This window comes from Paenibacillus sp. NRS-1782 (genome assembly GCF_050467685.1).
In the GTDB taxonomy this organism is placed as follows: Bacteria; Bacillota; Bacilli; order Paenibacillales; family Paenibacillaceae; genus Paenibacillus; species Paenibacillus terrae_A.
Genome location: NZ_JBITPH010000049.1, coordinates 15,579 through 38,983, shown reverse-complemented (window position 1 = coordinate 38,983; position 23,405 = coordinate 15,579). Strand labels below are relative to the sequence as shown.

General features: G+C 46.3%; 22 protein-coding genes and 1 pseudogene. 11 read left to right on the top strand and 12 right to left on the bottom strand.

All coding sequences use genetic code 11. The features are described 5' to 3' along the window. The first annotated feature begins 12 nt into the window (after positions 1–12). The 4 genes from ACIFQM_RS18930 (at position 13) to ACIFQM_RS18915 (ending at position 4,131) form a co-directional block, all read left to right on the top strand. Positions 13–963 (top strand): aminopeptidase, encoded by a 951-nt coding sequence (locus tag ACIFQM_RS18930; RefSeq protein WP_430041003.1) that lies wholly within the window; start codon positions 13–15, stop codon positions 961–963. 45 nt (positions 964–1,008) lie between these two features. Beyond that, the gene (locus ACIFQM_RS18925; protein WP_430041004.1) at positions 1,009–1,668 is read left to right on the top strand and encodes an aspartate/glutamate racemase family protein; all 660 of its coding nucleotides are present in this window, start codon (positions 1,009–1,011) and stop codon (positions 1,666–1,668) included. A 202-nt stretch (positions 1,669–1,870) separates the two neighbouring features. Then, positions 1,871–3,406: a PucR family transcriptional regulator gene (locus tag ACIFQM_RS18920; RefSeq protein ID WP_430041005.1), complete on the top strand. Its 1,536-nt coding sequence runs from the start codon at positions 1,871–1,873 to the stop codon at positions 3,404–3,406. Between the two features lie 38 nt (positions 3,407–3,444). Then, positions 3,445–4,131, top strand: coding sequence for a response regulator transcription factor (locus tag ACIFQM_RS18915; RefSeq protein ID WP_430045512.1), 687 nt, complete (start codon positions 3,445–3,447; stop codon positions 4,129–4,131). Between the two features lie 34 nt (positions 4,132–4,165). Here the strand turns inward: ACIFQM_RS18915 and ACIFQM_RS18910 are convergent, their stop codons facing one another. Then, on the bottom strand, positions 4,166–5,197 hold the full coding sequence (locus ACIFQM_RS18910) for a Rieske 2Fe-2S domain-containing protein (RefSeq protein ID WP_430041007.1): 1,032 nt from the start codon (positions 5,195–5,197) through the stop codon (positions 4,166–4,168). A 225-nt stretch (positions 5,198–5,422) separates the two neighbouring features. Between ACIFQM_RS18910 and yhbH the strand changes: the two genes are divergently transcribed. Both yhbH and ACIFQM_RS18900 read left to right on the top strand, forming a co-directional pair. After that, a complete protein-coding gene (yhbH, locus tag ACIFQM_RS18905) occupies positions 5,423–6,589 on the top strand; it encodes a sporulation protein YhbH (RefSeq protein ID WP_430041008.1) in 1,167 nt (388 codons plus the stop codon). Beyond that, positions 6,586–8,031: a SpoVR family protein gene (locus tag ACIFQM_RS18900; protein WP_430041009.1), complete on the top strand. Its 1,446-nt coding sequence runs from the start codon at positions 6,586–6,588 to the stop codon at positions 8,029–8,031. The genes yhbH and ACIFQM_RS18900 overlap by 4 nt, the downstream gene beginning before the upstream one ends. A gap of 72 nt (positions 8,032–8,103) precedes the next feature. Here ACIFQM_RS18900 and ACIFQM_RS18895 read toward each other — a convergent pair whose 3' ends face one another. The 3 genes from ACIFQM_RS18895 to ACIFQM_RS18885 form a co-directional block, all read right to left on the bottom strand. Next, positions 8,104–8,433 (bottom strand): AzlD domain-containing protein, encoded by a 330-nt coding sequence (locus ACIFQM_RS18895; protein ID WP_044647499.1) that lies wholly within the window; start codon positions 8,431–8,433, stop codon positions 8,104–8,106. Next, complete coding sequence (locus ACIFQM_RS18890; RefSeq protein WP_430041010.1) at positions 8,430–9,155, bottom strand: AzlC family ABC transporter permease; 726 nt, start codon at positions 9,153–9,155, stop codon at positions 8,430–8,432. The genes ACIFQM_RS18895 and ACIFQM_RS18890 overlap by 4 nt, the downstream gene beginning before the upstream one ends. 279 nt (positions 9,156–9,434) lie before the next feature. After that, positions 9,435–10,547 carry a GerAB/ArcD/ProY family transporter gene (locus ACIFQM_RS18885; protein WP_430041011.1) on the bottom strand — a complete coding sequence of 371 codons (1,113 nt, stop codon included), beginning with the start codon at positions 10,545–10,547 and terminating at the stop codon, positions 9,435–9,437. A 178-nt stretch (positions 10,548–10,725) separates the two neighbouring features. Between ACIFQM_RS18885 and ACIFQM_RS18880 the strand changes: the two genes are divergently transcribed. Genes ACIFQM_RS18880 through ACIFQM_RS18865 form a run of 4 tightly spaced genes read left to right on the top strand, consistent with a single transcriptional unit; the run spans position 10,726 to position 14,011 of the window. Further along, positions 10,726–12,255 carry a spore germination protein gene (locus ACIFQM_RS18880; protein ID WP_430041012.1) on the top strand — a complete coding sequence of 510 codons (1,530 nt, stop codon included), beginning with the start codon at positions 10,726–10,728 and terminating at the stop codon, positions 12,253–12,255. Continuing rightward, positions 12,236–13,459: a Ger(x)C family spore germination protein gene (locus ACIFQM_RS18875; protein ID WP_430041013.1), complete on the top strand. Its 1,224-nt coding sequence runs from the start codon at positions 12,236–12,238 to the stop codon at positions 13,457–13,459. The genes ACIFQM_RS18880 and ACIFQM_RS18875 overlap by 20 nt, the downstream gene beginning before the upstream one ends. Before the next feature lie 5 nt (positions 13,460–13,464). Next, positions 13,465–13,695 carry a hypothetical protein gene (locus ACIFQM_RS18870; RefSeq protein ID WP_430041014.1) on the top strand — a complete coding sequence of 77 codons (231 nt, stop codon included), beginning with the start codon at positions 13,465–13,467 and terminating at the stop codon, positions 13,693–13,695. A 16-nt stretch (positions 13,696–13,711) separates the two neighbouring features. Next, the gene (locus ACIFQM_RS18865) at positions 13,712–14,011 is read left to right on the top strand and encodes a hypothetical protein (protein WP_430041015.1); all 300 of its coding nucleotides are present in this window, start codon (positions 13,712–13,714) and stop codon (positions 14,009–14,011) included. Between the two features lie 186 nt (positions 14,012–14,197). On the opposite strand, the pseudogene ACIFQM_RS18860 reads toward ACIFQM_RS18865, so the two are convergent. Beyond that, a pseudogene (locus tag ACIFQM_RS18860) lies at positions 14,198–14,490 on the bottom strand (transposase); the annotation flags it as partial. Further along, on the bottom strand, positions 14,477–15,040 hold the full coding sequence (locus ACIFQM_RS18855) for a TetR/AcrR family transcriptional regulator (protein WP_430041016.1): 564 nt from the start codon (positions 15,038–15,040) through the stop codon (positions 14,477–14,479). The gene ACIFQM_RS18855 and the pseudogene ACIFQM_RS18860, both read right to left, overlap by 14 nt. Before the next feature lie 273 nt (positions 15,041–15,313). Here ACIFQM_RS18855 and ACIFQM_RS18850 point away from each other — a divergent pair, with 273 nt between their 5' ends. Further along, positions 15,314–16,057, top strand: a complete 744-nt coding sequence (locus ACIFQM_RS18850; RefSeq protein ID WP_430041017.1) for an EthD domain-containing protein — start codon at positions 15,314–15,316, stop codon at positions 16,055–16,057. Positions 16,058–16,366: 309 nt separating this feature from the next. On the opposite strand, the gene ACIFQM_RS18845 is transcribed toward ACIFQM_RS18850, so the two are convergent. The 6 genes from ACIFQM_RS18845 to ACIFQM_RS18820 all read right to left on the bottom strand — a co-directional run bounded on the left by ACIFQM_RS18845 (position 16,367) and on the right by ACIFQM_RS18820 (position 23,167). Beyond that, positions 16,367–17,359: a LacI family DNA-binding transcriptional regulator gene (locus ACIFQM_RS18845; RefSeq protein WP_430041018.1), complete on the bottom strand. Its 993-nt coding sequence runs from the start codon at positions 17,357–17,359 to the stop codon at positions 16,367–16,369. 42 nt (positions 17,360–17,401) lie between these two features. Then, positions 17,402–18,490: a glycoside hydrolase family 172 protein gene (locus ACIFQM_RS18840; RefSeq protein WP_430041019.1), complete on the bottom strand. Its 1,089-nt coding sequence runs from the start codon at positions 18,488–18,490 to the stop codon at positions 17,402–17,404. A gap of 13 nt (positions 18,491–18,503) precedes the next feature. After that, a complete protein-coding gene (locus tag ACIFQM_RS18835) occupies positions 18,504–19,337 on the bottom strand; it encodes a carbohydrate ABC transporter permease (RefSeq protein WP_430041020.1) in 834 nt (277 codons plus the stop codon). Between the two features lies 1 nt (position 19,338). Beyond that, a complete protein-coding gene (locus tag ACIFQM_RS18830) occupies positions 19,339–20,214 on the bottom strand; it encodes a carbohydrate ABC transporter permease (RefSeq protein ID WP_430041021.1) in 876 nt (291 codons plus the stop codon). A gap of 98 nt (positions 20,215–20,312) precedes the next feature. Further along, positions 20,313–21,650 (bottom strand): ABC transporter substrate-binding protein, encoded by a 1,338-nt coding sequence (locus tag ACIFQM_RS18825; RefSeq protein WP_430041022.1) that lies wholly within the window; start codon positions 21,648–21,650, stop codon positions 20,313–20,315. Positions 21,651–21,703: 53 nt separating this feature from the next. Continuing rightward, positions 21,704–23,167: a GH32 C-terminal domain-containing protein gene (locus ACIFQM_RS18820; protein ID WP_430065975.1), complete on the bottom strand. Its 1,464-nt coding sequence runs from the start codon at positions 23,165–23,167 to the stop codon at positions 21,704–21,706. Positions 23,168–23,405: the final 238 nt, after the last annotated feature.

Genomic DNA, 23,405 nt, shown 5'->3' with positions numbered 1-23,405 from the left:
GAGGTAAGGAATATGAGCCAACAACGTGTTGAAATTAGTAAAAATGTATTGCAAAAATGTTTGGGACTAGCTGCTGGAGAGACGCTTCTGGTCGTAACGGACGATGATAAAAAGGAATTGGGCGAGTCCATTTATGAAGCTGGCAAGGCGCTAGGCGCAGAAGCTGCTATTTTAACGATGAAGGTACGCTCCAAATCAGGGGAGGAGCCTCCGGCACCTGTGGCCGAAGCCATGCTTCGCTCCAATGTTGTTGTATGCGTCACCCGGTATTCGCTGACCCATACCCATGCCCGCAAGCAAGCCGCAGCCGCTGGAGCGCGTCTGGCGACGATGCCTGGCATGACGGACGATATGTTCATGAACGGGGCGATTGCTGCTGATTATCCGAAGGTCAAGGCGCTGACCGAGGAGGTGACCGCATTATTGACAGCTGCCAAGCAGGTGCGGATCGAGAAGGATGGGTACAGCCTGAGCTTTACCATTGAGGGTCGCAACGGCGTGCCCAGCACAGGCATGTATCTGAACCCTGGCGAATCCGGCAACCTTCCTTCCGGTGAAGCGTATATTGCTCCGCTGGAGGGAATGGCGCAAGGGCAGATTGTGGTGGACGGCTCTGTTGCAGGAATCGGTGCCTTGAAGGAGCCGCTGCTGCTGACGGTCGAAAACGGCAGGTTGATAGCCGCAGAAGGGGAAGCAGGGCAGCCCCTGCTGGAAATGCTGGGTGAAGGTGACGGCAGAATGCTGGCAGAATTCGGTATCGGAACAAATGATAAAGCGCGTATTACGGGTGTCGTACTGGAAGATGAGAAGGTGTACGGCACGATTCATGTGGCTTTTGGCAGCAATAATACTTTTGGTGGGACCATCGCTGCGGGTGTACATATTGACAGTGTCGTTCAGCGACCGGATGTGTATCTGGATGACCGCCTGATTATGAAAGCTGGGCAGCTGCTGGAGCGCTAGGTGGATGAGAAACAGCAGGAGCTGTAAAACGGGGAGGAATTCATCATGCTCGGAATGATCAGAGTGCTTACTATGCAAGACGAAGTCGCAATTGGTCTTCACGGCCGGGTCATCGAGCAGCGCTACGGGCTATCTGTCAGCAGTATATGTATCCCTGACCAGCCACAGGGAATCTATGACGATGCAACGAATCGGGAATCGGTGCCTAAAATTGTGGTCGCAGCGCAACAGCTCGTCGAGCAGGGCTGCACGTCTATTGGCATTAGCTGTGCGGCTGATCCGGCGTTGGAGGAAACCCGTAAGGCGGTGAATGTACCTGTGTACGGCGCAGGCTCCTGTGCGGCGCATCTGGCATTGACAGCGGCCAGTCGTATTGGTGTGTTGACTATTTTGGAGGAGACGCCTCCGTTGATCCGCCGCATCCTGGGTGAGTCTTATATCGGCACAGAGCGCCCAGAGGGTGTGCGTACGACGCTGGACCTGAACACTCCGCATGGCAAGGAGGAGGCGATGGCAGCGGCGCTACGGCTTCAGGAGAAGGGAGCAGAGGCCATCGTTCTGGCCTGTACGGGTTTTGTGACGATGAACTTCGCACCGGAGCTGGAGCGCAGGCTGGGCATCCGTGCCATTGATCCGATTGTGGCGCTCGGCGCAGCTGCATCGGTGCACTGGCAGAGGGAGAATGATGAAGTCCAGGCAGGATAAGCCTGACTTATAAAATAATAGGGTATTGAATTAAGCCGCCTTTTCCTGATCGGGCGGTTTATTTGCGTTCCATCCGGTAAAAGGTTTTGTTTTGTAAACTTTTTTGGTACACTATCCTGAAAATTAAGTTAGGCGAGAACTTTGCAAAATCCTGAATATATGTGCCGTTACCGCAAAATAAATAGCAAGGTGGTCTGTCCATATGAAAATACCGGGTGTAACCGTTCAGGAGCTTATGACAATGCCCGTATTGAAGGAGGCGAAGGTACTAAGCGGAGAGCAAGGGCTAAATCGGTTTGTCCGTTTTATTGATATTATGGAGGTCCCTGACTTGAAGGGCTGGATCAGGGAAGGCGTATTATTGATGACAACTGCTTATTCCATTCGTCATGAGCCTGAGGTATTGTGTCAAATTATTCAATTATTGCATCAGGGCGGGGCCGCAGCACTTGCGATCAAGCCGACCCGCTTTCTCAAGGAAATTCCCCGCAGTGCGCTGGAGGAAAGCAATGCCTGTGGACTGCCCGTGATTGAGATTCCGGCCGATATTCCATATACGGATATTACACAGCGAGTCATGGATATGGTGTTGAATCAGCAGGCAGAGCTGCTGCGACGCTCGGAAGAAATATATCGGACCTTAACAACGATGGTGCTGGAGAACAGCGGTATACAGGCTGTAAGCGATAATATAGCAGAGCTGCTTAAAGCCCCGGTTGCTTTGATTAATAATGGAGGCCGAGCCATCGTCACTTCACCACAGGAATGGAATTGGATGGAGGCGCAGGATTCCCGTCATTTTCCGATTAATGTCGATAAACGCACGGTTGCCAAGCTGGTCATTGCCCGCAATGAGCTGGATGATATGGAGCAGGTGGGGATTGAGCAGGCACGTCTGGTCATGGCACTGGAATTAATGCGTGAAAAGGCAGTAGAAGATACAGAAAGCCGGCTACGGGGTAACTTTATTGATGAGTTGATGACCCCTCCGGTACCATTGCGACATGAGGTTGAGCGGAGAGGGCGTCAACTGGGATTTAACCCGGCATATGATTGGGAGGTCGCTGTACTGGAAAGTGCTACCGCTCCGCCAGAAGAGATTCTGTCTGGATTGCTGAGTCAGGAATCCATCCGGCGGCGTGTGGTATCTCATATTGAGTTCCGTTCCAATCGGGCGATACTATTTTTACCTACTCTTCATCCGAATGACCACCATGACGGGGCTGGCGCTGATCAGGGACTAACCTGGGCTGAAACGCTAAAGAGCTGGAACAGTGAAAAAGCACTGGGAACGGGCGATTATTATATAGGCATTGGAAGTACCAAAAAGCTGTGGGAGCTGATGCAAAGCTATAATGAGGCACGACGTGCCATCACCGTCTCCCAGCGGCTGTACCCCGATAGACGTGTATGTATATTCGGAGATATCGAAATGCACTATATGCTTGGGGAAGCAATGAACAAAGAGGAATTTGCCGATTTGTTTGAACGTAAGCTGGGCAAACTCCAGCAGTATGATCGGTCTCATGGCAGCGATTTGCTTAAAACGTTATTTTATTATTTGGAAAATAGGGGCAGTCTGATGGATACAGCGAATTATCTTTTTATACATCGTAATTCGGTCAAATACAGATTGGAACGGATTCGTGACATTGCGGATTTTGATCTCAACGATCCACGCGAGCAGTTCATATGCCATACCAGTCTGATTCATTATTATTTGCGAGAACATAAGTAGGCTGAATCGGTTGGTTTATGGGGCAGGGAGGAAAAGACATGGATAAAAAAATATTAATAGCGGACGATGAACCCAGCATTCGCAATGCGTTGGCCTATGCGTTGCAAAGAGAAGGTTTTTTGGTAGAAACCGCTGTTGACGGGGAGGACGCATTGGAAAAAGTCCGTTTGTTTCACCCCGATGTGCTGGTGCTTGATGTGATGATGCCCAAGCTGGGCGGATATGAGGTGTGCCGCCGTTTGGAAAGTCGGAAGGGCATCGGTATTCTGCTGCTGACTGCCAAAAACGATATTGTGGATAAGGTGCTCGGGCTGGAGCTGGGCGCGGACGATTTTATGAGTAAGCCCTTTGATCTGCGAGAGCTGCTCGCCCGCATCAAGGCGCTGGTACGGAGGCTGGAACGGGAAGGAGCGCCCACGCCAGAGGGATCAGAAACGATACTTGGCCCGTTACGAGTGCGCCCGTCCAGCAGAACGGCTGAACTGGAGGAAACAGTGCTGGAGCTGACACCCAAGGAGTTTGATGTGCTGGCGCTTCTGGTGTCACACGCTGGGCGGGTATACACGCGGGACGAGCTGCTGGAGCAGATATGGGGCTACGATTATGCAGGTGGAACACGGACGGTGGACATTCACATCCAGCGCTTGCGCAGGAAGCTTGAGCCACATCAGTCGCTATTGCAGACGGTGTATGGAATAGGCTATAAGGCAGAAAAGATGCTGTGAACGAACGCCCGTTGCTTGACGCTTGCCCATCCCTTCACCACGTCGATTCTTGGTCCAGGCGGACACGAGGCTCATCGTTAACGAGAAAGTCGTACCAGCGGTTGCGAAAACGAACCTGAGGCCCGTCTGCGGGTACGTGCGCCTCCATGCGCAGCGCCTCAGGGATAGGACGCGGATGCTGGCTTTCCACCACAGTTCGATCCTCTTCCAGCACTCTGCTACTATATCTGGAAAAAATCCGGCTCATACCCGGTACAAATTTGGCAAAGTTACGTCCAGCCAGCCCGTAGATGGCGGTCACTTCCTGCTCAATTGGGGTGAAGGTGACGAAATTAATAAACTTGCTGCGTCCCTCCTCAGCGGGAGTCAAAATCCATTGCTGCGGAAAGGTGTATTGCAATAGCCCGCTTCCGTTTTTCACCCGAATATGATCGTGATCTGCTTCGAATTGGATATGGATGTCGGTAGACGATTTTTTACCAATAGTTTTGTTGTGTACAATCGGCAGGTGGGCGACATCCAGCACGCTTTCCACAACTCTTGTCAGATGTGCCTTCCATACAGAATCGTAGGGTGACATCACAAGATTTGGGTCCTCCAGCTCGGGAAAAAGCTCCAGCGGGGGAGGTGTCAAAGTGGATGCACCACTCTCTGTACCCGGCCCGGATGCTGGGCCAATAGCCTGAGGATACACCCACAGCAGCCCGGCTTTTTCAATCGCAGGATAGGCGTAGGTATGAGCAAAATCGGGAATAGCCCGCCCCGGATGAGCAGGGATATCCACGCACTGCCCATTCTCATCGAAGGACCATGCATGATAAGGACATGTGATGTGCCCGTTTTGGCAAAAGCCGAGCGACAAATCGGCTCCCCGATGCGGACAATACGCATGTATGGCATGTACCTGCCGATGTTTATCACGGTACAATACGATATCCTTGCCGAGCAGCCGCTTTTTAAGCGGCTTATCCCGCAGTTCCTTGGACCAGCCGACGGCATACCAGGCGATAGGGAATACCTGCTGGTCACTTTCTCGTACTTCACGAAAGCCAGGTTGGCTGTTCATCTATATCCACACTCCTGTTCTCATTTGCATATATGAACTTACATACATGACCCACGGGTCATTTCTTCTATTATTATAATACACCCCCCTCATCCGAACTGAAACAAGCGTCCTGAAATTGGAAAGGTTTTTTGGCTTCCATCACATATCGTACATCCCCGTGAATATACTTAATAACCAACAAGGCCAAACTGTGCCGTGTATCCACTTGGGGGGTGCCTAACAATGCCGGAACCACGTCAGCCATATTCATTCGTCGTATCCCGCGAAGATTGGTCGCTGCATCGCAAAGGGTACCAGGACCAGCAGCGTCATCAGCAGAAGGTCAAAGATGTGATTAAGCAAAATCTGCCTGATCTGATTACGGAAGAAAATATTATCATGTCAGACGGTAAGCAGATTATTAAAGTGCCGATTCGCAGTCTGGACGAATATCGCTTCATTTATAATTATCAGAAGCAAAAGCATGTAGGCCAAGGGGACGGCGACAGTCAGGTGGGTGATGTCATCGGACGCGATCCTGCTTCCCAGAAGCCCGGTAAAGGCGATAAAGCCGGAGACCAGCCCGGACACGATATCATGGAGACGGAAGTCAGCATGGAAGAACTGGAAGATATGCTGTTCGAGGATATGGAATTACCGCATTTGCAGCAGAAAGACAAGGAACAGATTGAGGTTGAGTCCATCGTATTCAATGATATACGCAAAAAAGGCATGCAGGCCAACATTGACAAGAAGCGAACGATTCTCGAAAATCTGCGCCGTAACGCACGCGAGGGCAACCCGGGCATTCATCATATCAGTCCGGACGATCTCCGTTATAAAACATGGGAGGAAAAAACCATCCCCCAATCCAACGCGGTAATCATTGCGATGATGGATACTTCAGGCTCAATGGGATCTTTTGAAAAATATTGCGCCCGCAGCTTCTTTTTCTGGATGACCCGCTTTTTGCGCCGTCAATATGAAAAGGTGGAGATTGTCTTTCTGGCGCATCATACCGAAGCCAAAGAGGTTACGGAGGAAGAATTTTTCACCCGTGGAGAAAGTGGCGGCACCATCTGCTCTTCGGCCTATCTCAAGGCACTGGAGATTATCGACAAGCGCTATCCTCCTTCCAACTATAATATTTATCCCTTCCATTTCTCGGACGGCGACAATCTGACCTCGGACAACGAGCGGTGCGTAAAGCTAATTGAGGAGCTTATGAAGCGCAGCAACATGTTTGGCTATGGAGAAGTGAATCAATATAACCGCAGCAGCACACTGATGTCGGCCTATAAGAACATCAAAATGGATCAGTTCATGTATTACGTTATCAAGGAAAAGGGCGAGGTATACCAAGCCTTACGCACCTTTTTTCGCAAACGGGAAGGGGGAACGGTGGGATGAGCACCGACCAGAAAGAGCTGGAATACGCCATTGCTGAAATTATGGAGGTTGCCAATGGATTCGGGCTGGACTACTATCCGATGCGGTATGAAATTTGCCCGGCAGATATTGTTTACACGTTTGGAGCCTACGGAATGCCCACTCGGTTTAGCCACTGGAGCTTTGGAAAAACATTTCATAAAATGAAGATGCAGTACGATTTTGGCCTGAGCAAAATCTATGAGCTGGTCATCAACTCCAATCCCTGCTACGCTTTCCTGCTGGAGGGAAATTCTTTGGTTCAGAATAAACTGATTGTCGCCCATGTGCTGGCGCACTGTGATTTTTTCAAGCACAATGCCCGCTTCTCGGCCTCCAACCGCAATATGGTGGAGAGCATGTCCGCTACGGCAGACCGGATTAACGGTTATGAAATGGAATACGGTTCGAAGGCCGTCGAATCCTTTATTGATTCGGTACTGGCGATACAAGAGCATGTTGATCCACAGCTAATCAAACCACAGCATCTGGATAAACAGCGCTATATGGAGCTTAAAGTCCGTGAGCAAAAGGAACCGGGAAAACGGCAGCGCCCGGACGGTCCTTACGATGATCTGTGGTCACTGGACACGGTGAAGACACAGCCGGATTCGACGGAAAGCGGAGGCATCCAGATACGACAGTTCCCGCCTGAACCGGAGAAGGATGTCGTATGGTTTATTCAGGAATTTTCGGAGGTGCTGGAGGACTGGCAGCGGGATATCATGACAATGCTGCGGGACGAAATGCTGTATTTTTGGCCCCAAGTGGAGACCAAAATTATGAATGAAGGCTGGGCCTCCTATTGGCATCAGCGGATTGTCAGGGAATTGGATTTGACCGGAGATGAAACCGTTGAATTCGCACTGCTGAATGCTTCTGTCGTACAGCCTTCCAAGCAAAGCCTGAATCCGTATTATTTGGGGCTTAAAATATTTGAGGATATTGAAAAGCGATGGGATAACCCAACCCGTGAAGAGCAGGAGCGACAAGGACGCAAACCGGGCGAAGGACGCGCTAAAATGTTCGAGGTACGTGAGTTTGACTCAGACACCTCTTTTATACGCAATTACATGACCAAGCAACTGACGGAGGATTTGGATCTGTACGTATTCGAGAAACGGGGACCGGATTGGAAAATCACAGATAAATCGTGGGAAAACATACGGGACCAGCTTGTGTTCTCCCGTGTAAATGGTGGGTCCCCTTATATTGTCGTTGAGGATGGAGATTATCTACACACTGGTGAGTTGAAGCTCAAGCATCAGTTTGAAGGGATTGAGCTGGATTTAAAATATATGGAGCGTACGCTTCCGTATGTGTACCAGCTGTGGGGGCGGACCGTTCATTTGGAAACGATAATTGAAGGCAAGCAGGCTTTATTCTCATACGATGGCAAGAAGCATCATCGCAAGTTTGTATAAGGATGCAGGGGAAAGAATACAATATGAATATCCAAAAAGGTGCAGCCGTAAAACGAGACTGCACCTTTTGTTCTATCCCAGCCATAACAGCCGAACTACAGCCATACTCACAATACCTACAATAACGGTAGCCAGCAGGTTTTTGCTCCATAAGGCAGTCACCAGTGTAGGAAGGATCGCAATAAGCACTTGCCAATTAAAAGTGACGGAGCCTTCCGTTCGGACGAGCAGATGTTCCATGACGAGCGCCGTAAAAATGCAAATAGGGATGTAGGACAGCCATTGGAGCACTGGTTTGGGCAGAGCCAGCTTTTGCAGTACGACGAAGGGAATGATTCTCGGAATGGCTGTAACGACCATGCCGCCGATAATGATGTACATGACGTTGGGATCAATGTTCATTTGTCGGTTAACACTCCAATCGTTGCGGTCATCACAGTAGCTACAATGACGGCGATATGCGATGGCACCCACCAGGACAAAAGGTACATCAGAACAGTCATACACAGCACGAGCAGCAGACGGTGCTTGAGCTTGGAGATCTGGACGCTTTGCAGTTGGGAAATAAGCAGAGCCAGAAACATAGCCGGCAAGGCAAAATCCAGACCAAATGCCTCCGGTCGGGAAATCCAGTTCCCGAGAATGCCTCCTGCCACACAGGAGGCAATCCAGACGAGGTAAGCAGTTATATTGAGCCCATTCATCCAGCGATCACTGATCTGTCCACCTTTGGCAAGTTTATCAGAGGCTACCCCGAAGGATTCGTCCGTCAGAAGAACGCCAATACCTATATTTTTCCATAATGAATATTTTGAGAAATAAGGAGCCAACGATGCGCTTAACAACAGGTGGCGGGCATTCACAATGAATGTCGTTAAAATAATGACAGAGGGGGGACTGGACGCAGCCAGCATGGAACACATAATAAATTGGGAAGCTCCTGCGTACACAAGCGCCGACATCAGGGCAATTTCCATCGTGCTCACACCTGATGAGGCCCCCACAATGCCTGCCGCGAAGCCAATGCACACATAACCGAGCAACGTAGGGATACAATCCTTGACTCCTTGTAAAAAGTGGAATGGATCGCGCTCCGTTTCGCTCAATCCCGAAGCTATAGACATTTCAACCTTCCCTTCATTCTAAATTTCATTATAGTATATAATGGAACCTCAAAATTGATCAATATATTATACAAATTATATGTTATAATACACGATTTCTATAGCTAACGAGTCTACTTTTGTGTCCGCTGTAATTAGCTTTGTCATTGCGGATTGTAATATGAAGTGCAACACCCGCTGGACATAAATAAAAAAGGGCCCAAGGCCTGATTCGTGTAGAATGAAAGTTACCACACAAGGAGAATCAGTCCATGAGCTACTCCATTTTTGACCCGAAGGTTATGTTAGCTGGTTGTTGTGACTGATACGTTTCCTGATATGATAAACAACAAGCAGAATTAGGGGGAATGCAAAAGCATTGGTGATCTCCCAGTTCAACCAGTAGGGAGGAACCTCCTTAACGTAGAAAATAATATTTTTGGCAATCAGGTGTGACAGTCCGTAAATCAGAAACGCTACTGGAAAGATCAAGGGCCGATAGGATTTAAGCTTTAATATCTGAGCTGTCCCCAAGACAAATGCGTGGAAAAAAAGCACTGTTTTGAAATAGGTGCTAATGATCCACGTGGTGGCCATTAACGCCTCAATCCGCTGCAGAAAATTAGCAATGTTGATTCTCTGGGCAAGAATATAGGCCGCGTAAAATTCGTGCTCTGAGAAATATGCCCCGAGCACTGTCAGGGAGAGAAACAAAATGAGGTTAAGTGCAACGGCCCCGATCAATAGGGAGATAAGTATATTGCGGCTTGTATTGCTTTTTTTTTGGACATAGGGAAGCACCATGAAGATCACGCACATTTCTCCAAAGGGAAAAAATACGCCGAACATAATGGTGTGCAGCATGTCAGGAAGCGGTGTGTTCAAAATAGGATAGATACGCTCTATCTGGGCTTCGGGGAACAGGAGAACGATTAGGCAAATCAGAAAAAACGCAAAGAAAGGGAAAAAAATCTGGGCTGCTCTTCCCAGTGTTTCAAGACCCAGCCGCAAGCCATACACCAGCAGAATAATCGCCATGGATCGAATGACCCCTCCGGGTGTTCCCTCGTAAATCTGTGTGCACATGAAATCTTCGATTTCTCTGACATAGATGGAGGTTTCAAGCAGGAAAAAGAATAAATAACTCAATGCTACAGCTCCACCCACCCATTTTCCTAATCCTTGTAATGAAAGTTCGATAATCGTTTTAGTTGGATCAATATTTGATGCAGATACGATCAGCTTTATGCATGCAAGTCCTAGCGGAATACAAATCAAGCCAGCAATCCAAGCGTCTTCGTGGGCTCCCGTTGTCATTATCGTTGGATAAACAAGTGCTGTATCTCCGATAAGTAACAAAAACCCGAGTATCATCATTTGAGTCGTACTGATCCGGTCTTTTTCAAGATTCATGAGACTCCTCCAAATCTGCTGTAAACTGCCCCTTAAGTTTTCTTTTGTCATTTCCTTTAGTATGTGATTTTATAACATAATTATTAATTGACGGTCAAAAAGGAATAGTAAGGGGATAATTATCTACTTCTTCTGTCATACTACTTGTAGTTTGCTCACGGAATGTGGAGGTTGTGACATGAAGGATACAATTACTGGCACATTATCACACCACTTGGAGGACAATTTGGTGCAGTTGGTTCAACTGCTCGGGACAAGCACTGATTTGATCACTAAAAAGCTGGAATTGGATGAGTCTACGCATATCGCTTTGCTTTATATTGATGGTCTTGTTGATACACAGGTTCTGCATAACTCCATATTATTTTCGCTTCAGGAACGTTGTACCCCTGAGCAGATGAGAGATCTTGATGCTAATCAGAAGATTGAGCTTTTGCGAAAACGTATGCTGATTGCGGGGGATCTATCCGTCACGTATGACCTTGGGCAATTTGTTTATGAACTTCTATCCGGTAATATCATGGTGCTGGTTGACGGAACATCCAGCGCCCTGCGGATCGGACTGCCTGGATGGGAGGACCGCAATGTAGGAGAGCCCAGTTCACAATCAGTTGTACGTGGGCCGATGGAAGGATTCACGGAAAATTTGCGGACGAACACGGCATTGCTCCGAAGAAAGATTAAAGACAGCCAATTGTGGCTGGAAACTTTCCAGATCGGTAAGGTGACTCAAACTAGCGTATCCATTATGTATCTCACCTACATCGCAAACCCTGACCTGGTGCAGGAAGTGAAGCGCAGATTGGCCAAAATAGATACGGACAGTATCCTGGAGAGCGGATATATCGAGGAGTTTATTCAAGATACGACTGCTACTCCGTTTCCCACGATTTATAACAGCGACCGGCCGGATACCATCGCAGCGGGAATTCTTGAAGGCAAAGTGGCCATTCTTGTGGATGGAACACCATTCGTGCTGCTAGTACCTTCCTTTTTTGTATCCTTTTTTCAATCCGCCGAAGATTATTATCAGCGGGCCGATATTGCCACCTTGCTGCGGTTTATCCGTTTTCTTTCCTTTTTCATTACGTTGCTTGCCCCTTCTTTTTATGTGGCAGTTACAACTTATCATCAGGAGATGATCCCTACCAATCTGGTTATCAGCCTTGCCGCACAGAGAGAAAATGTTCCTTTTCCCGCATTTGTGGAGGCGATGCTCATGGAATTAACGTATGAGATTCTGCGGGAAGCGGGAGTGAGGATTCCAAAAAATATAGGCCAGGCGATATCCATTGTTGGAACGCTTGTCATAGGCCAGGCGGCGGTTGCAGCGGGTTTTATCTCATCAGCAATGGTTATCATTGTATCCATTACGGCTATATCCAGTTTTGTCATACCAGAGACGGGGATGTCGATCGCTGCAAGAATCATTCGCTTTGTTCTTATCGGACTAGCTGGCTTTATTGGATTATACGGAATACTATTCGGTGTCTTTTTGATCGTGCTGCATTTGGCGAGTCTGCGTTCTTTCGGTATGCCTTATATGAGTCCGATCGGGCCATACCGTTCAAATGATCTGAAGGATTCAATCTTTCGCTTCCCCTGGCCGCTTTTAAAGACAAGGCCAGAAGATAGTATGATTCAAAACCTTGATCGCCAAAGCACAGACAAGCAAAAGGAGTCGGCAGATGAGACCCAACAACCGTAAAACTGTTGCCCGACTACTGCTTGTCCTTTTGGTCCCCATGCTGCTCAGCGGGTGCTGGGAAAGACAGGAGTTAAATGACATGGCCTTTGTGCTGGGAATGGGGCTGGATAAGGCTGAATCTGGCTATAAGGTTACACTGCAGGTGGTTATTCCTTCAGCAATTACCTCGCAGGCGGCAGGAGGGACGGGAGGGGCCGGGGTGCCGGTGATTGTATCTACCTTCACGGTACCCACGATTTATGAAGCCCAGCGCAAATATAATCTCGTGAGTGCAAGAGCCAGCTATTATGGGCATATCCGTATACTGGTAATCGGAGAGGAGCTTGCTCGGGCTGGAATTAAAGAGGTACTTGATATGCTGAAACGGAGCCGCGAGCCGCGTAATGATTTCTACGCCATGGTCGCCAAAGACACCACTGCCGAAGATGTCCTGAAGGTCCTTACCCCGCTAGAGAAATTGCCAGCAAGTAAATTGTATAATTCCCTGGACAAATCCTATAAGACATCGGCCAAAACAGTCGCTGTTACTTTGAACCATTTTATTGAAGATTTACTGTACGAGGGGAAGAATCCGGTGTTGACCGGAGTGAAAATGTCTGGCAGTATCAGTGAGGGCTCTAGGAAGAGCAATGTGGAAGATAGCTCGCCCACAGCTAGATTACGCTACAGTAATATAGCCATATTTCGAAAGGACAAGATGATCGGGTGGTTAAACGATAACGAGACGATTGGCTACAATTATATCACCAATAACGTTGTCAAAACCTCAGGTCCTGTAAAAGGAGACGACGGACGGCCCATCGTCATTGAAGCTCTACAGACAGATACCAAACGTAAAGTCAAGATTATTGACGGCAAACCCCATATTTACATCCATGTAAAGGCCTTGTGTAATGTGGAAGAGGTAATGAGCAAAGATAATCTGGAGGCAGATCGTGTAATTACAGAGCTGGAAAGGAAATCGGAAGAACTAATTATCTTGCGGATGAAAACTGCAGTCGAACAAATTAATGAGTCCTACAATGTGGATATTATGGGCTTTGGACAGTTGATCTACCGTGCCAATCCCCAAGCTTGGGCAAGGCTACAACAGGAAAAAGGAGACAATTACCTAAAATCGCTATCCATCCATTACAAAGCCAGCGTGTCGATTAACCGGATTGGCCTTACAGATAAATCTTTTATTGAAGATATCAAGGAGTGAGCGAAATGGTGTTACTGCTTTTTCTGGCTGTTGCGGCGGCTTGTGTGGTCATCGATGTGCCTTTGCTGACACGAGAATGCAGGCTTCGTGACCTTCTGGTCTGGGGCTTGTTGTGGATCACGGGCATTGGTGCGGTGGTCTGCTCCTTGTACAAGATCAATGTGCCGAGCCCATTGCTTCTGGTCATGATAATTTATAAGCCAGTTAACGACCTGTTTACATCCTTGTTTAATTAGACTGTAAGGGAATCAATTGAATAGAAGCAGCCAAGATAAAGGAGACGGTTATGAACAAACATGGCAACCTATACATTTACTACATGATGCGTGTATAGCAAAACCTAGGGATGCAAAAAATCCATCAGGTAGTGCAGATGGTTTTGTTTCTGGCAGTGTTGTCTACTATAAGAAGACCATTAACGTTACTAAGGAATTAATAGATAAGCGTATATTGCTTGAGTTTGAAGGTGTGTGTGGTACAACGCGTGCGGAAGGGGAGCATCAGGAAGTTAGTGTAAATGAAAATAACCTTTCCCGTAGAAGGGGGTATTAGTCTGTGGTGGTGAACATGGCTTGGAGTTCAGCACGGGCTTGATCGAAGCCGATATGGCAACGAGTAGCGAAGCGTTGGTTGCAGCTCTCAAATGGGGAGACCAGAAACTTCTCCAGATGGGTTTGGGAAAGCTATAGAACGTGAAGAGGTTGTGGTTCTCGCGTTACGACTTGGATTACCTTGGGGTAGGAGGACTTCCACTCCTCGTGCTTTCACGTCCTGTAACAGCTCATTCCAAATGTAGGCCGACTCTGTAGGTGCTACGGTATAGGTCAAGACTTCCTTGGAGCCATCCTGGCGAATGCCCACGGCAATATAGGTGGCATCGACATAGACGCACACGTAACGCGGAGCTAGCGTTCGCTTCGCAAAGCATCCACATGCTCTACCATCCCCTTTGTCATGTTCGACACCGTCTGTGGCGTGTAGTGATGACCGTACATTTTTTCGAGCAGGTCTGAAATCTCAGTCATCGTTACGATCCCTAATCATTTGATTAAAATATTCATCCATTTGAACAGCCGATATATCCCTGCTATTTTGAATCCACCACATATTAAGGGAAGAAATAGCGCTGGCATAAAACTCTGCAATGATTTCAAGAGGGACTGTGAAATTTTTACCTCTTTGATTTAATTCTATGAAATCAAGCATCAGAATTTCCTTAATATGATTTTTTAAAATATTCATTAAAGTATCATCTTTTTTTTGTTTCAAGACAATCATATCTAACATTTTTCGTTTAGAGTTCTTCTCAATAGTTTGAAACGGTTTTTGTATACGTTCTTCTAAGATGTTTTTCCTAAATTCATCTTGAAATTGTAAAAAACCTAAATTTAATAGGTCATATTTGTCCTCGAAATGCTTGTAAAATGTAGTTCGATGTACCATTGCCTTTTCGCATATATCCTTAACGGTAATTGAGTTGAAATCTTTCCTCGGATAACTAAGAAGCTCCTCTAGTGCATTCAAAAGAAACGTATGTGTCCTTCTGACACGGAGATCTTTAATTTCTTCATCATATTTCATCTACACTTCACCCTTTATTGTAGTTTAAATATACAGTAGTAGAAGATTGATTCTTTCATTTATAATGCCGTAAAAGTATACTTCTTTTCAAGCATATGTATATATAAAACCTGAAGGACATCATGATTTCAGCAGATGATATGCAGAGAAGCTTTCGGATGAAATGATTGATATAGAAAATAGCCTTTCTAAAGCAGAGGCAGCTATAAAACTGAAAGCTCATATTACAAAGTTTGAAATTTTACTATTTTGACAATAATGGAGGAACCGACAATGATTAAACAAATGGCAATAGTCACAAGAAGACCTGATATGACGCATGAAGAGTTTATTGATTATGTAAAGCATATTCATGGATATAAAATCACATCCGCCAATCCCTTGGGCATATATGAGTATATACAAAATTATGTATATGATGCTGCATATGGTGCTAAAAGTGATGTGCTAGATGGTGGATATAAAATTGTATATGGAAGAGACTCTGTCACTGAATTGTATTTTGAAGATGCCGAGGCTATGGCCAAAACATTTTCCGATCCGTATGTACACAAAGTAGTGGGTCCTGATGGGCCTAATTTTAGTGATCTCGGGAAATCGTTACCCTTTTTAGTCACCGAAGAGGAGGTGGAGGTGACCAATCCTTCACCTGGTGGCATTAAGATCTTTTATTTTATCAAGAAGAACGATACTTTGAGTAGTGAGGAGTTTAATCGTTTGTGGTTTGAAGCCCATAATGAGATTATGACGAGTCACGAAGGCGTGAGAAGTCAATTGAGAAGATTTATTAACAATGTGCAAGTATCTGCCGGAGAATCGAATTACTTTGGTTCAACAGAAACCATTTCTTATGATGGAGTGGCTACCATGTGGTTCGATACTACAGCGGCGTTTAGAATGTATCAATCTGAACTGGCATTGATTGCTCAAAGAATGGGCGATTTTATCAATCAATCTGCGACATTTTTCTTGTACACAGATCCACTCACCATTTTTAAAAAGGTAGATGGAGAATAATTCGCCCCAACTGTTCGAACGTTTCTTTATTTGGACGGAAGAACATGTGAAGAGATAACTAAAGACATGTGTGTTGTTGTTAAAGGTGTCATTATGGATTGGTGCGTATACGTTGGGGCTAATTTGCCTCAATACGTTCAGTGCAACTCTTCCATAGAGCAGATGATGCGGGAATACTTATCAAGCTACTGAAAAATCGCGCCCTTGAGATGGAAGTGAAATTAAATAAAAAAATAGTCGAGCAAGGAAAAATTTATCCCTGTGCTCGACTATTTTATGGCCTTGCTATTATAGAAGCACATTATGATATTAGCAGGTGCGCCGAATCATTAATTCCGTGGGGAATACTTCTTCGACAGGCGCGATGCGCTGCTCGTCGGACTCAATGGATTCTATCATCAACTTGGAAGCGGCCACGGCCAATTCGTTGATAGGATGCCGGATAGTCGATAAGCTCAGAAGCTCAGAGACGGTCGGCATATCGTCGACGCCCAAAATGGCAAGGTCTTGCGGAAGGGACAGGTCTAAATCTTTGCAGGCCTTTAAGGCCCCGATGGCGGAAGTGTCGCTTAAACAAAATAATGCTTGCGGCAGCTGGCTGGTTTGTGCCAGGTTTATCACGGTTTCGTAACCGAAATTTTCCGTCATATCTCCGGTGATAACGGTCGTTAGTTTTCCGTTTTGCTGCAAGGCTTCGCTGGCACCGTTTAGTCGGTCGTCGAATCCGGGGACGTGACCATGCGGATAAGTCAAAATAATCAGATTGTGATAACCGCGGGACAATAAGTGATTCACCCCGGTCTGACCGCTTTGGTAGTCGTTAACACGCAGTACGTGCGCTCCATAGGATAAATTGTGGCGTCCTACGGTAATGACTGGCACATCGAGATCCATTAGTTTGGGCATGAATTTTTCCGTATCGATAGTCGCTTTGACGATGATCCCGTCAACCATCTGGATATTCATGAAGATTTCTTCAAAGTCCAGCAGGATTATCTTATATCCCAACGTTTTTAACTGCTGCTTGATGACTTTGGCAAAATGCAGGAAATACAAGTCCTCAAAATAACCGTCATAGGTACTGTCGGATAAGACAAGTCCAATCGTGTGCATTCTCCCGGTAATGAGACTTTTGGCAACAGGGTTCACTTGGTAACCTAGCTTTGTTATCGAGAGACCAATTTTTTCTCTCGTCTCCGAGCTCATTTTCCGAAAGTTTCCATTCAGGAAATGAGAAACCGTTGCAGGAGATACGCTTGAATCTTTTGCGACTTGAACTAAAGTAACCCTTTTATTAGCCATTTTTATACCTCTACTAGTTTTTATTGCCGATTTTCCATCTGATTAGCGTGGACGTCTTTCCAGTACACCGGGGAGTTCAGGAAATGCTTGATGCGGTTCGGTCTGGTACCAATAGCATACGGAGCTCACGTCGTCGCTTCTTTCGAATAACGCTTTTCCATCATGCCCGATCTGTTGAACGGTGACCCGTAAATCCTCCTCAAATAAAATAGGGTCAAGTATATGCCAACGATAGAAGCCGCGCATCGGGCAAGCAGCTCCATCGTAAATATGCGACCTGGTGTTATCTTCCACTTGGAAATGAGGGAAACCCATAAAGGGAGTGGAGTAGGTCTGTTCATGCACTGGTTTTCCATTGTCGTATTTCACAAAGCCCCAAGCGCCGCCGAAGTAATCCTCCGCACCTGTTCCGCAGATGGTCGGCCAATCCAGGTCGCCATCGAGATAAAATTTCACTTCCCCTTCGCCGTACCAGTAACGTGATAAAGAAGTCCATGCCATATAGGTGCCGACATATTTGCCTCTTCCTTTAATTCCATCTATAATCGTATAATCCTGCTTGAGCTTGGTAGGATTTTCTCGGCGGAATTGGGCGTGGAAATACTCCGTATCCTCAGGGAGTTCATCAACCAGCACGTAATCAAACTGGTAGAAGAACGCTTCGATCTCCTGGGGATGCTCATTGGTAATGGTTATTTTGGCGGCTTTTTTGAACGGCATCGCAAAGTAACTGTTCATGCCGCCGACTGGGTTCACCACGATCGGCAAGGAATTGACGATCGCTCTGGCACCAAACCCATTGCAGAAGAAATCGCCCAGCGGTACTTCCACGGAGGGGGCCTCTTCATCGTCCCAATACATCCGCAACACCAGATCACGCAACACGAACCAGCCGGTCTCGGTCTGGTCGGTCACGGTCATCCAGATGTGCTGGATGATGCCCGGACCTTCGATATCGACGAGCGTGGCAGTTTCACCTTGGGCCAGCGAGATAAAGGCTTTGCCTTTTCGGGCAATTCCCAAGGAACCTGTGGCTTTTCCGCCTTCTCCTTTCAGGCCTCGTGGGTTTTCCGCTGTGATCGCTCTGCTTTTTCCTCTCATTTTGCCAAAAAGGTGATTCATGGATTGCATAGTTGATCTCTCCTTATCCTTTAACTGCTCCGTCAGAAACGCCGGACATCAAGTATTTGTTTAGAAATAAATATATGATAATGATTGGGATGATGCTGATGCTGATAGCCGCAAATGTCTGCCCCCAATCCGTCGCTCCGAAAGCCCCGATGAACTCCTGAAGCCCCACCGCGATCGTTTTATATTGCTTGTCGTTCGTAAAGGTGTTGGAAAAAATAAAATCATTCCAAATGAGAACGAAATTGATCGATGCGACCGTGATCGTCGTGTTGATGGTAAGCGGAGAAATGATTTTATAGAACACCTGATAAATATTGCACCCGTCCATGACAGCGGCTTCAATCAATTCATTGGGCACGTAGCTGTAAAAGCTGGTGAAGATCAAAATCGACAAAGGCAAGGCAAATCCAACTTGTGGAAGGATTAGCGCAAGATACGAGTTCAGTAGTCCGAAGTCTTTGTACATAATAAATAACGGGATTAAGGTGACTTGAATCGGAATCATGATACCGACCGTAAAGAACAGCAGCAGTTTCGAATTTAATTTGAAATTCATTTTGACGAGGGCAAAGCCCGCCGTTGAGCTTAAAAAGATGATTAGTAGTAGGCAGCTGAACGTAACGATGGCTGTATTTTTGATATACAGCAGCAGATTACTTTCCCTAAACACACTTCCATAGTTGTCGAACGACCATAACGTCGGCAGCGAAAAGGGTTTTGTCGTCAGTTCGATGCTTGATTTGAAGCTGGACAGCATCAGCCAGACGACCGGGTAGATCTGCACGATCAGGATCATGATGACGATAAAATAGAGCAGGAAGGACCAAGCTGTTTTTTTGGATCGCATATTATGCTTCTCCTTTCCTGGAATTGAATATGGCCCGGATAAGAAGAACGGCAAGCAGGCTTTCGATCACGATAAATACGGCGATTGAGCTTCCATATCCGTATTGATTGGTTGAGAACGCTCTTTTGTACATATAAGTCGTGACCAACTCAGTCGTCGAACCCGGTACACCGATGATATAAGGGATATCGAAGCCTCTTAGCGCACCGGTAGTACACATGATAAGGGCCAAACTCAGCACATGCTTGATACTCGGCAATTTGATATATCGAATCAGTTGCCATCCATTAACACCGTCTATGGTTGCAGCCTCCTCGATCTCTTTCGGAATCGCGATCAGGGCCGCATAAAAAATAACCATGTACATGCCTGTAAAGCGCCAGCCTTCGGGAATGGATACTGCGATCAATGCGGTGTGTGGATTGGATAACCAGGCACTTTGCAAGTGGCCCAATCCGATCCAATCCAGGAACATGTTTAGCAAGCCCAGCGGCTGCAGGGAATAGAAGTTACGGAACATCTGCGCGATAGCGACGGTGACCACTACGGCTGGCAAATAATACAACGTTCTGAAAATACTGGCTCCTTTTTTGATGTAAGAGAGCAGTAATGCGAAAAACAAACCGATAAACACTTGCATGAGTACCACGATCACGACATACACCAAGTTATTTTGCACGGAATTCCAGAAGTAGGGGTCTTTAAACATTTTGATATAGTTGCCCAGACCAATGTACCTGGCATCCTTTATTCCATTCCAATCTTGAAAGCCGTAATTCAGCGACTGAATGATTGGGACAAAGACGGTTCCTAAATAAAATAGCAAGGCTGGTGTGATAAAAATTAACCATGCCTTTTTGTCCTTGAGTACATTCATATAGAATCTCCCCATTTGTTTGTATTGACAGATTGAGTGAAAGGTAGCCACCCGGCCCTGAATGACCGGGTGGGTGGCAGTTTGTCTGAATCTAAAGACTACTGGGTGACGTTTTGGGCAATGGTGTCGTCGACTTGCTTGGCGAATTCTTTCGGCGTCGTGGCCCTCATCGTCAATTTGATGATTAAATCGCTCATGACGGAGTTCGTATTGGCATCCAGCAAGGTATCCCAAGGCTTAGCAAATTCTGAACCGTAGTTATCCATATCCTTTTTAATCCGGAGGAACAGTTTGGAGAATTGGGACTCGTCTTTAATCGTAAATTTGAGCGGTGACATCTGCTGTTTAGCTACGTAGACGTCACTATAATTTTTCAAGACATAACTTAGGAAGTCCTTGGTGGTGTTGTCGAATTTGCTGGTTGTGGCAGCAAGGCCGATCCCGCTGTTTCCAAAAAACTCGTTATCCGGCGTTTTGGCGTTATCAATGGTTGGCAGGTAGAAATAGTCGACGTTGCCTTTAAGTTTTTCCGGCAGATTATTGTCTATGAAAGACGGGATTTCCCAGGTACCCATGTTATACATAGCAGCTTCACCGTTGAGGAACATGTTCTTGGCTGTCGTATAATCCGTCGTGGCAAACCCTTCCTGAAAGTATTGGCCAATCTCGTAGGTAAAGTTCGCCGCTTTCATTCCGACCTCGTCGGTCATTTTGGCCTTACCTTGGCTCAGGTTACGGGCAAATTCATTTCCGGTAGCTCGGAAAGGAATCATGGCCGCATAGCGCAGCAAGGGCCAAACATCAACGCCATCAACGGCAATTGGGGTAATCCCCTTGTCCTTAAGCGCCTTACTAACCGTTAGCATATCATCGATGGTTTTGGGAACGGTGAGGTTATTTTCCGCAAATATTTTCTTGTTATACCAAGTCATTTCCAAATGATACTCCAAAGGGAGAAGGTACAGGCTTCCATCAGGTAATTGCTGGTATTTCAGCGCAGGTTCGTAGAACTGATCGTACAATCCTTGTTCATTCAGGAATTTCTTCATATCAACCAGCATTCCAGCATCTGCCAATTGTTGGGCGTACGGATCGGCGTCCATATCAATAAATTCTGGAGCTTCGCCAGAAGCGACGAGCGTTCTCAGCTTAGTTAAATAGGAAGGTCTATCGGACGTCACTTGAATATCCAGCTTGAATCCGGAATGATCTTTCGCATACTGGTCTGCCAGCTCTCGGATCGTTTGGACGATCGCTCCGTCTGCTGGACGGGCCGACAACCATGTAATCGTTTTGCCGTTGGAGGCGTCTGACGAATTTTGCTGTTTGCCCGCGTTAGTTCCGGAAGCCCCCCCGCAACCTGCGAGAGCAGTTGCAATCAATGCAAAAATAGTGAGAAGTGAGACGATCTTCGACACTTTTCTTATTTTCCCCATTTTTAAAACCTCCAATATATATATATATCATTACAAATTGAATATTTGTAATTCTAACCTTTTTCTGCCGTCTTGAGCTTGACATCATTGACTTTAACGGAGCCTTCGTTCGCAAAAAAACCGATGTGACCCGTTTTGAAGTTATAGACCCGTGTTGTCATTGCAATGACAGCGTTGACATACAGGCACAGGATGTCATCTTCCAAAATCAGTTTTATCGTAATCCGGTCGTGCTGGCTAAACGGAAATGGTCTTTCCAGTTCGATCATTTGCGGTTTATCACCAGCAATTTGCCATTGGAAAAAACCGGGTTCGGTTCTTGGCCACATATCGAATGCAACTCGATTGTGGAATGGATCAAATTTGATGAAATATCCTATGTCGAGAGTTTTGTCGGTTCGCAGCGCGATGCCAAAGTCTTTGGTCTTTTTCCAGTCCGTAAACGAAGCTTCAATCAGGACTTGGGAAGGTAATTCATTAAATACGCTGTAAGCCAGTCCATCGGGAGACTCTAGTTCGAATTGGCTTCCAGTGTGGCGACAGTTTTTCTCTGCTTCAGGAATAATGACTACTTCGGTATTAAAATGCTCATAAATCGACTGAGGCATCCTCACGAGCAAATCGCCGTTATCGTTTGGATAAACCTCATGAACGACCAAGGTTCCGGCCCATTCCCAGTCACTGTAATCGCTTGCACCTTGTTTGGAAGGAACCCAGCCAAAAGCGTATCTTTGTTGGCCATCCGAAGCCGTTTTCGCCGCATAAAACCCCCTGCCGTCAAAAGTATCCAGAATAGGGGAGGTATACACTCCTTTAATGCTTTTGCTTTTTTTGTAATGCGTCACAAACTTTTCACTGAACGTCGAGTAGACCAGATAGTGCCAGTCTCCCATTTTGAAATAATCCGGACATTCCATAGTGATGTACTTGTCCGGGTTGTAAAACGGCTCTCGAAAACGCCATTGTACCAGATCATGTGAAGTGAGAAGAGCAATGCAACCCCCTCTCTTTTCGGAAGAGTTCATTTGTCTCGCAGTGACGAGCATCCAGTACTCTTGCTGTTCTTCATTGAAAAACACAAACGGATCGCGCCAATCGAATTGCTCATAAATAACTGCGTCTCCATAAAGCTTGAAATTTTCATCCTTCGTCCAATGGATTCCATCGGTGCCGGTTGCCTTCAAAATGACTTGTAAAGGCTTACCATCAATGCAAAATTCGACGTTAGGATTGTGCCCGGTGTAAAAAAGGTGATACATGCCGTTCGGGTCTTTAATCACTGAACCGGTATATGCATTCCGGTCGGGATCGGCTTCGCTTCCGTTGGGCAGAACTACTCCATAGTCTTCAAAATCCAAGCCATTTTTGGTTGTGAGTAGGTTCCACGTCGTATGATTTCCGTAATCTCCGCCAATTCTTTGATCATGGAGATAGTAGAGCTTGTACTCTCCATTGTCATAGAACGGGATCACATCTCCAACCCATCCGTCTTTCGGTTTGTAAAATACTTTTGCCATCCCATCATCTCCATTTAGTAAAACGTTTTACAAAGAAATAATAACATAACTTTTTATAATGTCAACGCTTACATTGTATATAAATAAAGAGTTTATAAAAAATATTTTAAAATATAAATCATAAAGGTAAAACGTTTTTCTAGAAGGTGTAATAAAATGAGAATAGGTGGAATTGAATCAGGAGGCACGAAATTCATAAGCGGGCTAGGTAATGAAACTGTGGTAAAAAAGCGCTTTC

Coding starts and splice junctions, on each gene's coding strand:
- ACIFQM_RS18930 (WP_430041003.1), top strand. CDS start 13: ATGAGCCAACAACGTGTTGAAATTAGTAAAAATGTATTGCAAAAATGT.
- ACIFQM_RS18925 (WP_430041004.1), top strand. CDS start 1,009: ATGCTCGGAATGATCAGAGTGCTTACTATGCAAGACGAAGTCGCAATT.
- ACIFQM_RS18920 (WP_430041005.1), top strand. CDS start 1,871: ATGAAAATACCGGGTGTAACCGTTCAGGAGCTTATGACAATGCCCGTA.
- ACIFQM_RS18915 (WP_430045512.1), top strand. CDS start 3,445: ATGGATAAAAAAATATTAATAGCGGACGATGAACCCAGCATTCGCAAT.
- ACIFQM_RS18910 (WP_430041007.1), bottom strand. CDS start 5,197: ATGAACAGCCAACCTGGCTTTCGTGAAGTACGAGAAAGTGACCAGCAG.
- yhbH (WP_430041008.1), top strand. CDS start 5,423: ATGCCGGAACCACGTCAGCCATATTCATTCGTCGTATCCCGCGAAGAT.
- ACIFQM_RS18900 (WP_430041009.1), top strand. CDS start 6,586: ATGAGCACCGACCAGAAAGAGCTGGAATACGCCATTGCTGAAATTATG.
- ACIFQM_RS18895 (WP_044647499.1), bottom strand. CDS start 8,433: ATGAACATTGATCCCAACGTCATGTACATCATTATCGGCGGCATGGTC.
- ACIFQM_RS18890 (WP_430041010.1), bottom strand. CDS start 9,155: ATGTCTATAGCTTCGGGATTGAGCGAAACGGAGCGCGATCCATTCCAC.
- ACIFQM_RS18885 (WP_430041011.1), bottom strand. CDS start 10,547: ATGAATCTTGAAAAAGACCGGATCAGTACGACTCAAATGATGATACTC.
- ACIFQM_RS18880 (WP_430041012.1), top strand. CDS start 10,726: ATGAAGGATACAATTACTGGCACATTATCACACCACTTGGAGGACAAT.
- ACIFQM_RS18875 (WP_430041013.1), top strand. CDS start 12,236: ATGAGACCCAACAACCGTAAAACTGTTGCCCGACTACTGCTTGTCCTT.
- ACIFQM_RS18870 (WP_430041014.1), top strand. CDS start 13,465: ATGGTGTTACTGCTTTTTCTGGCTGTTGCGGCGGCTTGTGTGGTCATC.
- ACIFQM_RS18855 (WP_430041016.1), bottom strand. CDS start 15,040: ATGAAATATGATGAAGAAATTAAAGATCTCCGTGTCAGAAGGACACAT.
- ACIFQM_RS18850 (WP_430041017.1), top strand. CDS start 15,314: ATGATTAAACAAATGGCAATAGTCACAAGAAGACCTGATATGACGCAT.
- ACIFQM_RS18845 (WP_430041018.1), bottom strand. CDS start 17,359: ATGGCTAATAAAAGGGTTACTTTAGTTCAAGTCGCAAAAGATTCAAGC.
- ACIFQM_RS18840 (WP_430041019.1), bottom strand. CDS start 18,490: ATGCAATCCATGAATCACCTTTTTGGCAAAATGAGAGGAAAAAGCAGA.
- ACIFQM_RS18835 (WP_430041020.1), bottom strand. CDS start 19,337: ATGCGATCCAAAAAAACAGCTTGGTCCTTCCTGCTCTATTTTATCGTC.
- ACIFQM_RS18830 (WP_430041021.1), bottom strand. CDS start 20,214: ATGAATGTACTCAAGGACAAAAAGGCATGGTTAATTTTTATCACACCA.
- ACIFQM_RS18825 (WP_430041022.1), bottom strand. CDS start 21,650: ATGGGGAAAATAAGAAAAGTGTCGAAGATCGTCTCACTTCTCACTATT.
- ACIFQM_RS18820 (WP_430065975.1), bottom strand. CDS start 23,167: ATGGCAAAAGTATTTTACAAACCGAAAGACGGATGGGTTGGAGATGTG.